Source organism: Polaromonas sp. P4_F4 (assembly GCF_056401355.1).
Map to the genome: position 1 here is coordinate 1 of NZ_JBFUJO010000004.1, position 12,414 is coordinate 12,414.

Annotated in this window: 10 protein-coding genes; 6 read left to right on the forward strand and 4 right to left on the reverse strand. The window is 62.7% G+C overall.

Annotated features, from left to right (window positions below; all coding sequences use genetic code 11):
- From AC1DUR_RS05720 to AC1DUR_RS05730, 3 genes are all read left to right on the forward strand, one after another.
- Nucleotides 1-1,594 (forward strand): type I secretion C-terminal target domain-containing protein (locus AC1DUR_RS05720; protein WP_477721476.1); only part of this gene is annotated, 1,594 nt, incomplete at its 5' end.
- Nucleotides 1,595-1,787: 193 nt separating this feature from the next.
- Nucleotides 1,788-3,398, forward strand: coding sequence for an ExeA family protein (locus tag AC1DUR_RS05725; protein WP_477720427.1), 1,611 nt, complete (start codon nucleotides 1,788-1,790; stop codon nucleotides 3,396-3,398).
- Nucleotides 3,399-3,402: 4 nt separating this feature from the next.
- Entirely contained in the window at nucleotides 3,403-4,041 is a 639-nt protein-coding gene (locus tag AC1DUR_RS05730) for a general secretion pathway protein GspB (protein ID WP_477720426.1), read from the forward strand.
- Between the two features lie 108 nt (nucleotides 4,042-4,149).
- On the opposite strand, the gene AC1DUR_RS05735 is transcribed toward AC1DUR_RS05730, so the two are convergent.
- Both AC1DUR_RS05735 and AC1DUR_RS05740 read right to left on the reverse strand, forming a co-directional pair.
- On the reverse strand, nucleotides 4,150-4,758 hold the full coding sequence (locus AC1DUR_RS05735; RefSeq protein ID WP_477720425.1) for a DUF6064 family protein: 609 nt from the start codon (nucleotides 4,756-4,758) through the stop codon (nucleotides 4,150-4,152).
- 3 nt (nucleotides 4,759-4,761) lie between these two features.
- Nucleotides 4,762-5,673, reverse strand: coding sequence for an aldo/keto reductase (locus tag AC1DUR_RS05740; protein ID WP_477720424.1), 912 nt, complete (start codon nucleotides 5,671-5,673; stop codon nucleotides 4,762-4,764).
- A gap of 251 nt (nucleotides 5,674-5,924) precedes the next feature.
- Between AC1DUR_RS05740 and AC1DUR_RS05745 the strand changes: the two genes are divergently transcribed.
- From AC1DUR_RS05745 to AC1DUR_RS05755, 3 genes are all read left to right on the forward strand, one after another.
- Entirely contained in the window at nucleotides 5,925-6,506 is a 582-nt protein-coding gene (locus AC1DUR_RS05745; RefSeq protein ID WP_477721477.1) for a histidine phosphatase family protein, read from the forward strand.
- A 119-nt stretch (nucleotides 6,507-6,625) separates the two neighbouring features.
- Nucleotides 6,626-6,934, forward strand: a complete 309-nt coding sequence (locus AC1DUR_RS05750) for a hypothetical protein (RefSeq protein WP_477720422.1) — start codon at nucleotides 6,626-6,628, stop codon at nucleotides 6,932-6,934.
- Between the two features lie 327 nt (nucleotides 6,935-7,261).
- Nucleotides 7,262-8,974, forward strand: coding sequence for a thiamine pyrophosphate-binding protein (locus AC1DUR_RS05755; RefSeq protein ID WP_477720421.1), 1,713 nt, complete (start codon nucleotides 7,262-7,264; stop codon nucleotides 8,972-8,974).
- Between the two features lie 57 nt (nucleotides 8,975-9,031).
- Here AC1DUR_RS05755 and AC1DUR_RS05760 read toward each other — a convergent pair whose 3' ends face one another.
- Both AC1DUR_RS05760 and AC1DUR_RS05765 read right to left on the reverse strand, forming a co-directional pair.
- The gene (locus AC1DUR_RS05760) at nucleotides 9,032-10,411 is read right to left on the reverse strand and encodes a bifunctional DedA family/phosphatase PAP2 family protein (protein WP_477720420.1); all 1,380 of its coding nucleotides are present in this window, start codon (nucleotides 10,409-10,411) and stop codon (nucleotides 9,032-9,034) included.
- A 264-nt stretch (nucleotides 10,412-10,675) separates the two neighbouring features.
- Nucleotides 10,676-12,313 (reverse strand): ABC transporter substrate-binding protein, encoded by a 1,638-nt coding sequence (locus AC1DUR_RS05765; protein ID WP_477720419.1) that lies wholly within the window; start codon nucleotides 12,311-12,313, stop codon nucleotides 10,676-10,678.
- Nucleotides 12,314-12,414 lie beyond the last annotated feature (101 nt).

Here is a 12,414-nt window from a genome sequence, read left to right on the forward strand (position 1 = left end):
CCAGAGCCAGAGCTCCAACGGCGACATCGCCTGGAGCGGCGGCACGCTGGCTGCGGGCGTGGCCTCGGCGCTGGTGGCCGGCTTCTCGGTCGACCAGGACAGCTGGGACTACAGCGCCAGCCAGAACCTGGACTTCCTGCGCGCCGGTGAAACCATCACCTTCTCGTACAACGTGGTGGCCACCGACGACTCGGGGGCGGGCAACGCCGCCTCGGCGGCCACGACGGTGACGATCACCATCACCGGCAGCAACGATACGCCGAATATTCAGGTTGTATCGACCGACACCGCGGCGGTAACCCTGCTTGAAACCAATGCGGGTCTGAGCGATGGCGGTACGCTGACGGTCACTGACGTGGACCTCAGTGATACCGTGAGTACGACGGTACTGTCGGTGGCGGCTTCGGGCACCGTCGCGGGACTTGGGCTGACGGACGCTCAACTGCTGAGCATGTTCAATGTCGTGCCGTCATCAGGGCTCACGGCGGATGTGGGTGAGACACACAACCTGTCCTGGACATTCAACTCGGGGACGCAGGCCTTCGATTACCTGGCGGAGGGCCAGTCTCTCGTGCTGACCTACACGGTTAAAAGCACGGACCTCAGCGCCGCCTTTGACACCCAGACCGTGACGGTGACGATCAATGGCTCTTCTGATGTCGTGAATGCTGCACCCCATGCGAACAGCGACGTCTGGGTGCTCTCCGACAGCACCCCAATCGCGGCGGGAGTTATCACGGCATCGTGGTTCACCCACAACGATACCGATCCCGACGGCAACCCTCTTTTCGTCACCGCAGTCACTGGTCTGCCCTCCGGGCTTGCAGCGACCTATGACGGTGCAGGCCATCTTGTCGGTATCACCGGCACTTCGCCGGCGGCGGGCTCTTATACCCTCAGCTATACCTTGAGCGACGGAAGCCTTGCCGATGCGGGAAGCGTCACGATCAACGTGATTGACACTACCTCTGCCGCTAATAGCTTTACGCTGGATGGCAACGACTTCTCGTATATCGATGCACTTGGTGGTGGGGACACACTGATCGGTGATGTCACCCTTTCCGGCAACGCTGGCATCGACACTTTTATTGGTAACAACGGCACCGATACTCTGCGCGGCGGTGGTGGCAATGACACGCTGTTCGGCAATGAGAACGATGACGTTTTGAACGGTGGCGAAGGGAACGACGTGCTCGATGGCGGCAACAACGACGACACGCTTGCAGGTGGTTCCGGCAGCGATACGCTGACCGGTGGGAATGGTATTGATATCTTCAAATGGACGCTGGCGGATGCCAGTTCTTCATCTGTTCCAGTCGATACGATCACGGACTGGGTACCTGGCGGCGCCGACAAGCTGGATTTGAAGGATCTCCTGCAGGGCGAACATGCAACAGCTGTGAGTCTGGACGCCTATCTGGATTTCAACTTCAATTCGACAACTGGCGATACGACAATTTCGGTTAAATCCTCTGGTGTCGGCGGCTCGGTAGACCAGACAATCGTTTTGGACAACATCCAGTTGGTGGGTGCGAATGACCAGGCGATCATCACCAATCTGCTGAGCGCAAACAGGTTGACTGTCGACGCATAAACCCGTGATGCCGGCCGGAGGCTCTTTGTTCAAAAGGGCTCTGGGGGTATCGGTCGGGGCGCCTGGGCGCGCAGGCGTCCCACCAGGAGTGCGCCATTGGTGACATTGTTGCTACGGGGAGCGTAGCCGCCGGCGCGGCGCGCGTTGTTTATGACTAGCGCCCGGCGATGGTGGTGCGGTATCCTTTGCAGCCATGTACATGCCATTTTTCGGCCTGACACAGGCGCCGTTTTCGCTCGCTCCCGATCCGCGGCTGCTGTTTATGAGCGACCGGCATCGCGAAGCACTGGCGCACCTGCTGTACGGGCTGGGCGGCAGCGGTGGCTTTGTGCTGCTGACCGGCGAGATCGGCACTGGCAAGACCACGGTGTGCCGCTGCTTTCTGGAGCAGATTCCGGCCCACTGCAACGTCGCCTACATCTTCAATCCCAAGCTCACGGTAACCGAGCTGCTGCAGTCGATCTGCGACGAGTTCCACGTCACGGTGCCGCAAAAAGAGCTGCTGCCGCTCACGGTCAAGGACTACCTCGACCCGCTCAACACCTTCCTGCTGCAGGCCCATGCCGCCGGGCAGAACAACGTGCTGATCATTGACGAGGCGCAGAACCTGTCTGCCGAGGTGCTGGAGCAGCTGCGCCTGCTCACCAACCTGGAAACCAGCGAGCGCAAGCTGCTGCAGATCGTCCTGATCGGCCAGCCCGAGCTGCGCACCATGCTGCAGCGGCCCGAACTGGAGCAACTGGCTCAGCGCGTAATCGCACGCTTTCACCTCGATGCACTCACCGAGGCCGAGACGGCGCAGTACATCCTGCACCGCCTTGAAGTGTCGGGCCTGAATCGCGCGCTGCCGTTCGATCGCAAGGCGCTCAAACGCATTTACCAGCGGGCGCGCGGCGTGCCCCGCCGCATCAACCTGTTGTGCGATCGTGCCTTGCTGGGAGCCTTTGCGGGCGGCCAGGCCACGGTCAACCGCGGCATCGTCAACAAGGCGGCGGACGAGGTGTTCGACCAGCCGGTGCGCGCACCATGGCGTTGGCAGCGCAGCCTTGCCTTGGTGGGCCTGAGTGTCGCCGCCGGCGCCGGGCTGCTCGCCACGGCCCGCCTTGCGACGCAGGTGCCGCAAGCGCAGCAAGCGTCCGAGATTGCAGCGGTTGCGGCCTCCGGACCGGTGGTGGCCGCTGCGGCAGCCGACGCAACCCTCGCTCCGCCCGCACCGCCCCCCACCTTGCTGCGCGACGAAGGCCAGGCCTGGCGCGAACTGGCGCAGGCCTGGAAACTGACCCCCGGGGAGGGCGACCCCTGCCAGGCGCTGCAGCGCGAGCAGGTGCGGTGCTTCAGCAGCAACACCAGTCTGGCCCTGATCCGCCAGCTGGGCCGCCCCGGCATCGTCAAGCTCGACAGCCAGAGCGGCTCGCCTTCCTTTGCCTTGCTCACCGCCCTGACAGACGACAGCGCCACCTTGCGCGCCGGAGGCACCGAGCAGACCGTCACACTGGCCGCGCTGGCCGCGCGCTGGCAAGGCGACTTTTCCACGCTCTGGCGTTCACCCGCCGGTTATGGAGGCCGCCCCCTTGATGGTCAGCACGGTCCGGTGGTCGAATGGGTTGCGACCCGGTTGACCGCGGTGGATGGCACGGCGCCGCAGGCGGGCCGGCCCGTGCTGGATGCCTCGCTCAGAGCTCGCCTGCGCACTTTTCAACTGGCCCAGGGCCTGCCCACGGACGGCCGACTCGGGCCGTTGACTTTTATGCAGCTCAATCGCACGGCCGGCGTGGACGAGCCGCGCCTTCGAACCGGGCCTTGACCCCATGTCTTACATTCTCGACGCACTTCGGAAAGCCGACGCCCAGCGCGAACGCGACCCGGCACGGGGCATCCATGCTCAGCCCTTGCAGATGTCGGCACTCGAGCCACCTGAAGGCCCTCAGACCCGGTTTTGGCTGGGAGGGGCAGTGGTCATCGGCGCCGGCTTGCTGGCTGTGGCGGCATGGCAGCTGGCCGGGCCTGACGCGCCACCGGCCGTGTATTTGCCCGCTGCAGGGACCGGCACGTCCCCGGCGCCTGCCGTGATCAGGCCTCTGCCGGCGACCGAGGTGTTGCCCGCAGCACCACCGCCCGCCGCGCCTGTGGCCCCGCCCGCGGTTCCTTTGCGTGAAGCGCGAAAGCCGGCTCCGGCGCTGGCGGCTTCCTCACCGGCGCCCGCAGCGGCAGCCCCTGATCGCTTGCTGTCCGTCAATGAATTGCCGGCCGATGTACAGCGTGACCTGCCCAAGCTGGCCATCAGCGGCGGCGTCTATTCCGACAACCCAGCGCAGCGCATGCTGATTGTCAACGGCCAGGTGGTGGGCGAAGGCGCAGTGCCGGCCCCGGGCGTGGTGCTGGAGCAGATCCGTGCCAAGACCGCGGTGCTGAAGTATCGCGGCTATCGCTACGCGGTGGCGTACTGATTCCGTTCCTGCTTCAACACGATATGTCGTTGCCCCGCCTTGGCCGTTACAGCACTGTCTGCGGCGGTGCGCCTCATCTCGTATCGAGTTAGAAATGGAATAAGGCGATCAGCCAGCCATCGACCACAAGGTCGCCGCGCCCGCCAGCAGGGAAAGCGTGGGAATGATGGCCAGCAAGCAGCGGAGGGCGCGTGATGGCGGGTGCCCGCTGGCCAGCAGCAGGCCCAGGCTGGCCAGTGCTGTCGGCTCCGGCGCCATACCGAACACCTCCGCTTGGCGCAGCGGGTGGCCAGCGAGCAGCCCGGCCAGCGGGTAGAGCACCACGCCCGTCACGGCCAGCAGCCAGCCGAGGCGTTGCACGGTGACGCCGGCGGTCGGTGCGTGCGCGTCGCGGAGCAACACCCCCAGGGCAACAAGCAGCACGGCCTGGACGGCGAACGCCACGGCGAAGTAGGGCGCCGCCCAGTTGATCGTTGAGTAGCGCTGCCAATGAAAGGCCCAGCCCACCCAGAGCCAGGCCGCGGCGAGCAGGGCCGTGAGCACACGGCCTGCACCGGCGCGCCGGGTCCCGGCCAGCCAAAGCGAGGCGAGGCCGGCGGCGAGTGCGACCAGCTGCGCCGGCCAGACATCGCGGTTGTAGAGCTCGACCAGGCGCCAATAAGTCCCGGGTGAAAACATCAGGAAGTCCGAGAGCCGGTAGGTCCACCACTCGGACATGGCTCACAGCCTCTCGATGTGAGCGGCCATGCGCCTGCGAAACGCCTCGTCAGGCATCCGGCCGAACGCTGCGCCCATGTTTTCGCGCACGTGGGCCACATGGTTGGTGGCGGGAATCGCGCAGGTCACCGCGGGGTGAGAGACGATGAACTTCAGCGCGAACTGGGCCCAGTTCGCGCAGTCGATCTCGCTGGCCCAGGCCGGTAGCGGATGGCGCTGCAGCTGGTGCAGCAGGGCGCCTTGGCGGAACGGCCGGTTGACCAGCACGGCGATGCCACGCTCGCGCGCCAGCGGCAGCAGCCGCTCTTCAGCCTCGCGATCGAGCAGGTTGTAGCTGAGCTGTACGAAGTCAATACGGTGGCCGCGCATGATCTGTTCCATCTCGTGGTGGCGGCGCCCCTCCGAGGTGGTGATTCCCACGTAACGCAGTTGGCCTGCGGCTTTCATGGCCTGCAGCAGTGGCAGCTGTTCCTGCCAGGCCACCAGGTTGTGAACCTGCAGCAGGTCGAAACGAGGCAGCCGCCAGAGCCGGCGCGACATCTCGATCTGCGCCGCCCCGGCCGAGGAAGTCCAGACCTTGTCGGCGGAAAAGACGCGCTGCTGTACCGAGAGTTTTTGCAGGCCATCGCCAATCACGCCTTGCGAGGAGCCGTACATCGGCGAGGAATCGATCAGGCGGCCGCCGGCATCGAAAAAATGGCGCATGACCTCGGCGCAATGCGCGCGCGCCGGGCGGTCGTTGCCGACGTTGAAGGTGATCCAGCTGCCCAGCCCGACCACCGGAATCTGTTCGCCGGACGAGGGAACGGGCCTGGACATCGGCAGTGACGGCGCAGCGTTTTGTGCGTAGGCTCCCACCATGCCCAGCGCGCTTGACGCGGGAAGCAGGTGCAGCAGCAGGGTGCGGCGTCTCATTTTTCCAGACCGGTGTGGTGTTGCATGCTTGCAGGTACCCATAAAACCGATGGATTTTTGTTCAGGGCAAGGCGAAAACCGCAGCCATAGCCCAACCATGGCGAGGATTTGCAACGCGGCCATGGGAAAAAAAGCGCGGTTTTATGTGCCTGATAGCGTGCAACACCACACTAACACAGGGACAAGGGCAGGGACAAGGCGGGCGGCGTAGTATGAATACCAATCAATGCCCATCCTACGGAGACTGCATGATGAACCTGAGCCGAATCGCGCGGCTGCTCCCGCTGTTGCTTGCCGCGCTGGCCTGGACGCCGTTCGCGTCGGCCGATGAAGCGCTGTGGTCGCTGCTCAAGGGCGGCGGCCAGGTTATCCTGATCCGGCACGCGCTGACGACCCCGGGCGTGGGCGACCCGGAGGGAATGACGCTCGGCGATTGCAGCACGCAGCGCAACCTGAACGACGAGGGCCGCGCCCATGCGCGGCAGCTTGGCGACGCTTTCCGTACCCGAGGCGTTGCGGTGGGGAAGCTGCTCTCCAGCCCATGGTGCCGTTGCACCGAAACCGCCAGGCTGGCCTTCGGCAAGGCCCCCGAGATCTCGCCGGCGCTGGGCAACCTGTTTGGCCGTCCGGAGCTGGCGGCCCGTCAGGTGGCTGAGCTCAAACCGCTGGCCAGCCAGCTACCTGCGGGCGGCAACACGGTGCTGGTTTCGCACGGCTCCACCATCGCGGCGCTAACCGGCATTTCACCCGGCATGGCGGAGATGGTGGTGCTCACGCCCCAAGGCGGCGGGCGCTTCACGGTCGCCGGGCGGCTGACCGCTCATAAGCCCTGACGCGTGAATCTGTGAATCTATTGGGGTACTACCACTGCGTCGAACATAGCGCCATAATGAAGCCGGAGCAGAGCCGGCCACCCGCGCCGGAACCGCAACGCAAGCAAGGAGATGACGGCATGAGCAATTCGAATCCCCCCCAAGGCGGCGATTTCGCGCATTGGGTCGACGAGAAATCACAGGCGCTGAAATTCGAACTCGGCGAGAAATTTCCTGTGCCGCCCACTGCACTGCATTCACCTTCGGTACATGTCGAGACTGGCCAGCAAAAGCTTGAAGAAGTGCTGCTGGAGCATGAAGAGCCGACGCAGGAGTTTCTTGAAGAACTGGCGGCTCTTGAGGATGCGCCACCGTTGAGTGACGAAGAGCTGGCCAAGCAGGCACTGGCAGCCGGCGGTGCAGACAGCGACAACAACACGCCCGAGTAGCGCATTTCCCCCGGTCGATACGGCAGCAGTGCGCCCCCTATCCGAACTGATCTGATTGGGCGGCCCGGGCAAGTACAGCCTCCTTGGAGCATCCTTCGACAGGCTCAGGACGAATAGGACCCTGAAAGCACGGCGGCATTTTTCCACAGGGCCGCCCCAAGGAAAACGGCCCCCGAGGGGCTGGAGCCCGCGGCTCCAAGCCTGCCTGCGCAGGCTTGGACGGGCGACAGAGGCGAAGCGTCTCGCGAGCCGCGGCCTGCAAGGCCTCGCGCAGTACACGAAGTGACAAGCGTGGGGGCAATTTCCCAGCGCGGCACAATACGGCCCATGACTACACAACTTGCGGGCCACCTTCTCGTTGACTGCCTGATTGCCCAGGGCGTTACCCATGCGTTTGGCGTACCCGGTGAAAGCTACCTGGCCGTCCTTGACGGCTTGCATGCACGTCAGGGCCAGATTGAATTCATCACCTGCCGCCAGGAGGGCGGTGCGGCCTTCATGGCCGAGGCGCACGGCAAGCTCACCGGCCGGCCGGGCGTTTGCATGGTGACGCGTGGGCCGGGCGCCACCAACGCTTCCATCGGTGTCCACACCGCGTTTCAGGACTCGACGCCCATGGTGCTGCTGGTGGGCGATGTGGCCAGCGACTGCCGCGACCGGGAGGCCTTCCAGGAGGTGGATTACGCCAGCTTTTTCGGACCAAGCACCAAGGGCTTTGCCAAGCGCGTGGAGCGCATTGACGACGCCGACCGGATTCCCGAGTATGTGGCGCGTGCTTTTGCGACGGCCATGAACGGCAGGCCCGGTCCGGTCGTGCTGGTGTTGCCTGAAGACATGCTGACGCAGATGACCGGCGCCCAGCCCTTGCCCCGCGTGGAGGCGGTCCAGGCCTGGAGCGACCCCGGCTCCGTGCGTACGCTGCGCGAGATGCTGCTCCAATCGCAGCGGCCGTTTGTCATTGCCGGGGGCGGCGGCTGGACGCCGCAGTCGGCGCAGGCCTTGCAGCGCTTTGCCGAAAACTGGAAACTGCCGGTGGGCAACGCCTTTCGTTTCCAGGACACGTTTGACAACCACCATCCGCAATACGCCGGCGACGTGGGAATCGGCCTCAACCCCAAACTGGCCGCGCGCATCAAGGCCAGCGACCTCATCCTCGCCATCGGCCCGCGCCTGGGGGAAATGACGACCGGCAATTACACCTTGCTGGAAGCGCCCCGGCCCAAGCAGAAGCTGGTGCACATCCATTCAAGTGCCGAAGAGCTCAACCGCGTCTACCAGGCCGACCTGGCCATCAACGCCACCATGAATGCCGCTGCGCGCTCGCTGGAGGTGCTGACGGCGCCGGTGACGGTAGCCTGGGAGGCCTGGACGGCGTCGGCGAACGAGGACTATCTGGAAAACCTCAAGCCGACGCCTTCGGCCAATCTGCCGGGCGATATCGACATGCCTGCCATCGTCGGCCTGTTGCAAAAGCATTTGCCGGAAGATGCGGTACTGACCAACGGCGCGGGCAACTTCGCGAGCTGGGTGCACCGCTTCTACCGGCACCACGGCCTCGTCAAGGGCCACAAGACGCAGCTGGCGCCCACCGTGGGCGCCATGGGTTATGGTGTGCCGGCGGGCATTGCGGCGGCCATCACGACCGGCCGGGTGGCTTTCACGATTGCGGGCGACGGCGACTTCCTGATGAACGGCCAGGAGCTGGCCACAGCGGTGCAGCATGGCGCCAAAAGCATCATCGTGCTGCTCAACAACGGTATGTACGGAACCATACGCATGCACCAGGAAAGGGAGTACCCGCAGCACGAGAGCGGCTCCCGCCTGAACAACCCGGACTTCGCCGCCCTGGCGCGTGCCTACGGCTATGCGGGTGTGCGCATCGCGCGCACCGCCGAATTCGAGGCCGAGCTGCTGGCCGCACTGGCGCGCAAGGAGGGCACGGTGATCGAGGTCACGCTGGACCCGGAAGTCATCACCACGCGCGGCACGCTGTCGTCAATTACTCAGACTGCATTGACTCAATCGCTACAAAAAAAATAGCAAGCTATCGAGGTTTTATATGGGCTATTGGTCTATAACGATCTATAACCGTCTTTGCTATTTCTTGCCTTGTCCGGAAAAACGGTGCTCCCAATAGGTGTGCATTCCGGTAAGGCATAGCGTCAACCAGGCAATTCCTTCCGCAAACGCTGCCAGCACATCACTGAGGTAATGAACACCGAGATACACACGCGTCAGCGCTACCAGTGCCACCAGCGTGATCGCAACGAGTACCACCATGACACGCCAGCGCCAGGCGTTGATTTTCGTTATCAGCATTGCCGCTATGACGCCATAAAACAAGGTCGCTCCAGCGACATGACCGCTGGGAAAGCTGTAAGTCGTCAGCACCACCAGCGGGTTGTCGAAGCTGGGGCGCGCCCGGTGAATTGCATACTTCATGAAAACATTTAGCAGCATTCCGAACGGGACTGCCATGCTCACGCAGATCAGCCAGTACCAGTTCCGCTTCCAGGCCAGACAGGCTGCGATCAACGCTACAGCCAGCGCGATGGAAATTGGGTCGTGTAGATGAGTCACCGCCAGCATTGCCCGGGTCAACCGTTCTGTGGAATGGGCATGAAACCATTGCGCCACTTGCAAATCGACGAGAGTCAGCGGGTCGCCGGTTATCACGTCTTCTGTAATCCCGCCAAATAACCAGCTTGCGCCGATCAGAACTGTTGCCCCTATGGTCAGCTGCAACCCAAGATAGCTTTGGGGCGACAACCTGGCCTGTACAAACGCAATTTGTGGCGCAAAGCGGTGGCGCAATGCCTTAACGCGTGGGCGCTGAAGAAAACCAGTCCAGGCTTGTTTGATTGCGGTCTCATGCCGCACCGTCCAGCGCCACAGCCAGACAAGCAACAACACGAACACCACGATGCCGCCAAGGATGGCGCTGGCGCGTCCGATCCATCGCTCAGCCGTCTGCCAGCTGGCGCCCAAAAAGTACCCCAGCAACACCACACCAGAGGCCCACAGTACCGCACCGCCAGCGTTATAGGACAGGAACTTCCGGTAGGTCATTCGGGACGAGCCGGCAAGGAAGGGCACCAGGGCGCGGGCAAAGCCAACGAATCGCCCGAGGAACACTGCCTTGCTACCGTGCCGTGTAAAAAAAGCATCCGCTTTACCGACGCGCGCCTCAGTCAGTCCGAAGTGACTGCCATAGCGAACCAATGCCGGACGCCCCATCCGGCGCCCCAATTCGTAGCCAATGCTGTCGCCCAGCGCCGCCCCCATCGCGACGGTGATGATCAGCACATCGACATCGAGCAAGCCTTGTGCCGCAAAGAAGCCTGCAACCAACACAAGACTCTCTCCTGGAATGAGCAATCCCAAAAAAGCTGCTGATTCAAGCATCGCTCCAAGGAAGACAACCAGGTAGCCCCATTGCCCCAGGCGTCCGATCAGGTTGACCAAATACTCCAGCATGGATCATCTCGCCTATGGTTTGGGCATGACCTTCACAGAAGCCCTTTGGCGACGGGCCTACCCCAGGTCGGTGCATTGTGGCCCCTTGCAAGGCTTGGCGTAAATCCTGTCCTCTTGCAAGCGGTGGAAGAGCGGCAAGAGCACGCTGGAGTGGAGCGTTGACCTGGCAAAAAAAAACCCTCCCGGATCCCAGGAGGGCATCTTACGCTTCAGCGTTTTGGAGGACGCCCGGGAGAACCCCGGCGTTTCCCATCCCGCTACGGCCTATTCCTTGATGTCGACGCCGTAGAAGTTGTGGCGACCAAACGGGCTGTTCTTGAAGTCGATCACGCTCTTGCGTACCGGCTTGAGCTGCACCGCATGGGCAATGGTGAACCAGGGAGCCTGCTCTTTAAAGATGACCTGCGCCTGCTGGTAGAGCTTGGTGCGCTCAGCCGGGTTGGTGACAGTCTTGGCTTTCAGGACCAGATCTTCATAAGGCTGGTAGCAGAACTTGGCGATGTTGGAACCACTGGCGGACTGGGCCGAAGCGCAACCGAGCAGGGTGTACATGAAGTTGTCCGGATCGCCGTTGTCGCCGGTCCAGCCCAGCATGCCCATCTGGTGCTCGCCCGCCTGCAGGCGCTTGCGGTACTCGCCCCACTCAAAGCTCTTGATCTCGGCCGTGACGCCCACTTTGACCAGATCCGCCTGCATCAGCTCGGCAATGCGTTTGGCGTTGGGGTTGTAGGGGCGCTGTACCGGCATGGCCCACAAATCGGTGGTGAAACCGTTCGGGTAGCCTGCTTCTGCCAGGAGTTTTTTGGCGGCTTCAGGGTTGTACGCATCGTCCTTGATACTGTCGTTGTAGGCAGCCATCGACGGTGGGATCGGGTTTTTCGCGGGAATGCCGGTGCCCAGGTACACGCCGTCAACAATGGCTTTCTTGTTGATGGACATGTTGATGGCCTTGCGAACGCGCACGTCATCGAACGGTTTTTTCGTGGTGTTGTAAGCCATATAGCCCACGTTCAAACCGGGCTGCTCGATGACCTGGATATTCGGGTCCTTGCGGATGGCCTCGAGGTCAGCCGGAGCGGGGTAGGGCATGACATGGCACTCGCCCTTTTGCAGCTTCGCCCATCGTACCGACGCGTCCGGGGTGATGGCGTAAACCAGGTCGTCAATTTTCGCTTTGCCGGCCCAGTGTGCGGGGAACGCCTTGTAGCGAATGATCGCGTCTTTCTGGTACTGCACCAGGTAAAAGGGGCCGGTACCAATAGGGTCCTGGTCAATTTTTTCAGGCGTGCCGGCCTTGAGCATGGCGTCGGCATATTCCTTGGACTGCACCGCTGCATAAGGCATGGCCAGGTTGGACAGGAATGGCGCTTCAGGTTTGTCAAGCGTGACCTTGACGGTGTAGTCGTTGACTTTTTGCACCGATTTCAGCAGCTTGGGCATGCCCATGTCGCTGAAGTAGGAGTGGTTAGGGCTGGTAACCTTGAAGAAGGCGTTGTCTTCCTTCCACTGGCGCTCGAACATGAACAGCACGTCGTCGGCATTGAAGTCGCGCGTGGGTTTGAAACCCTTGTTGGTGTTATGCCATTTCACACCTTTGCGCAGGTAGAAGGTGTACTCCTTGCCGTCGGCGGAAATGTCCCATTTCTCGGCCAGACCGGGAATGACCTTGGTGCCACCACGCTCGAACTCCACGATGCGGTTGTAGATCGGTTCGTTGGCATCAAACGAGGTACCCGTGGTGTTGATACCGGGGTAGAAGTTTTCAGGACTGCCTTCAGAGCAGAACACCAGCGTCTTGGCGGAGACTGGCGTGAGCGCCAGCAATGCTGGCAGGGCGACCGCGCACAGCAATGCGCGCTGGACCGGGCGTAGCCGGCTTGCACTTGGTTTGGTCTGAATCATTTGATGGACTCCCTTTGGGGGTTAATGCTGCGATGCAGCGGGCTGGCGGCCAGTTTGCGCGAATTGTGTTCTGCGCTCCCCGGTCTTTGAAAAACGTGGCA

Bases quoted from the DNA above. Each gene is read 5' to 3' on its own strand.
- AC1DUR_RS05745 (WP_477721477.1), top strand. From the start codon at position 5,925: ATGAACCTGAGCCGAATCGCGCGGCTGCTCCCGCTGTTGCTTGCCGCG.
- AC1DUR_RS05765 (WP_477720419.1), bottom strand. From the start codon at position 12,313: ATGATTCAGACCAAACCAAGTGCAAGCCGGCTACGCCCGGTCCAGCGC.
- AC1DUR_RS05735 (WP_477720425.1), bottom strand. From the start codon at position 4,758: ATGTCCGAGTGGTGGACCTACCGGCTCTCGGACTTCCTGATGTTTTCA.
- AC1DUR_RS05740 (WP_477720424.1), bottom strand. From the start codon at position 5,673: ATGAGACGCCGCACCCTGCTGCTGCACCTGCTTCCCGCGTCAAGCGCG.
- AC1DUR_RS05760 (WP_477720420.1), bottom strand. From the start codon at position 10,411: ATGCTGGAGTATTTGGTCAACCTGATCGGACGCCTGGGGCAATGGGGC.
- AC1DUR_RS05730 (WP_477720426.1), top strand. From the start codon at position 3,403: ATGTCTTACATTCTCGACGCACTTCGGAAAGCCGACGCCCAGCGCGAA.
- AC1DUR_RS05755 (WP_477720421.1), top strand. From the start codon at position 7,262: ATGACTACACAACTTGCGGGCCACCTTCTCGTTGACTGCCTGATTGCC.
- AC1DUR_RS05725 (WP_477720427.1), top strand. From the start codon at position 1,788: ATGTACATGCCATTTTTCGGCCTGACACAGGCGCCGTTTTCGCTCGCT.
- AC1DUR_RS05750 (WP_477720422.1), top strand. From the start codon at position 6,626: ATGAGCAATTCGAATCCCCCCCAAGGCGGCGATTTCGCGCATTGGGTC.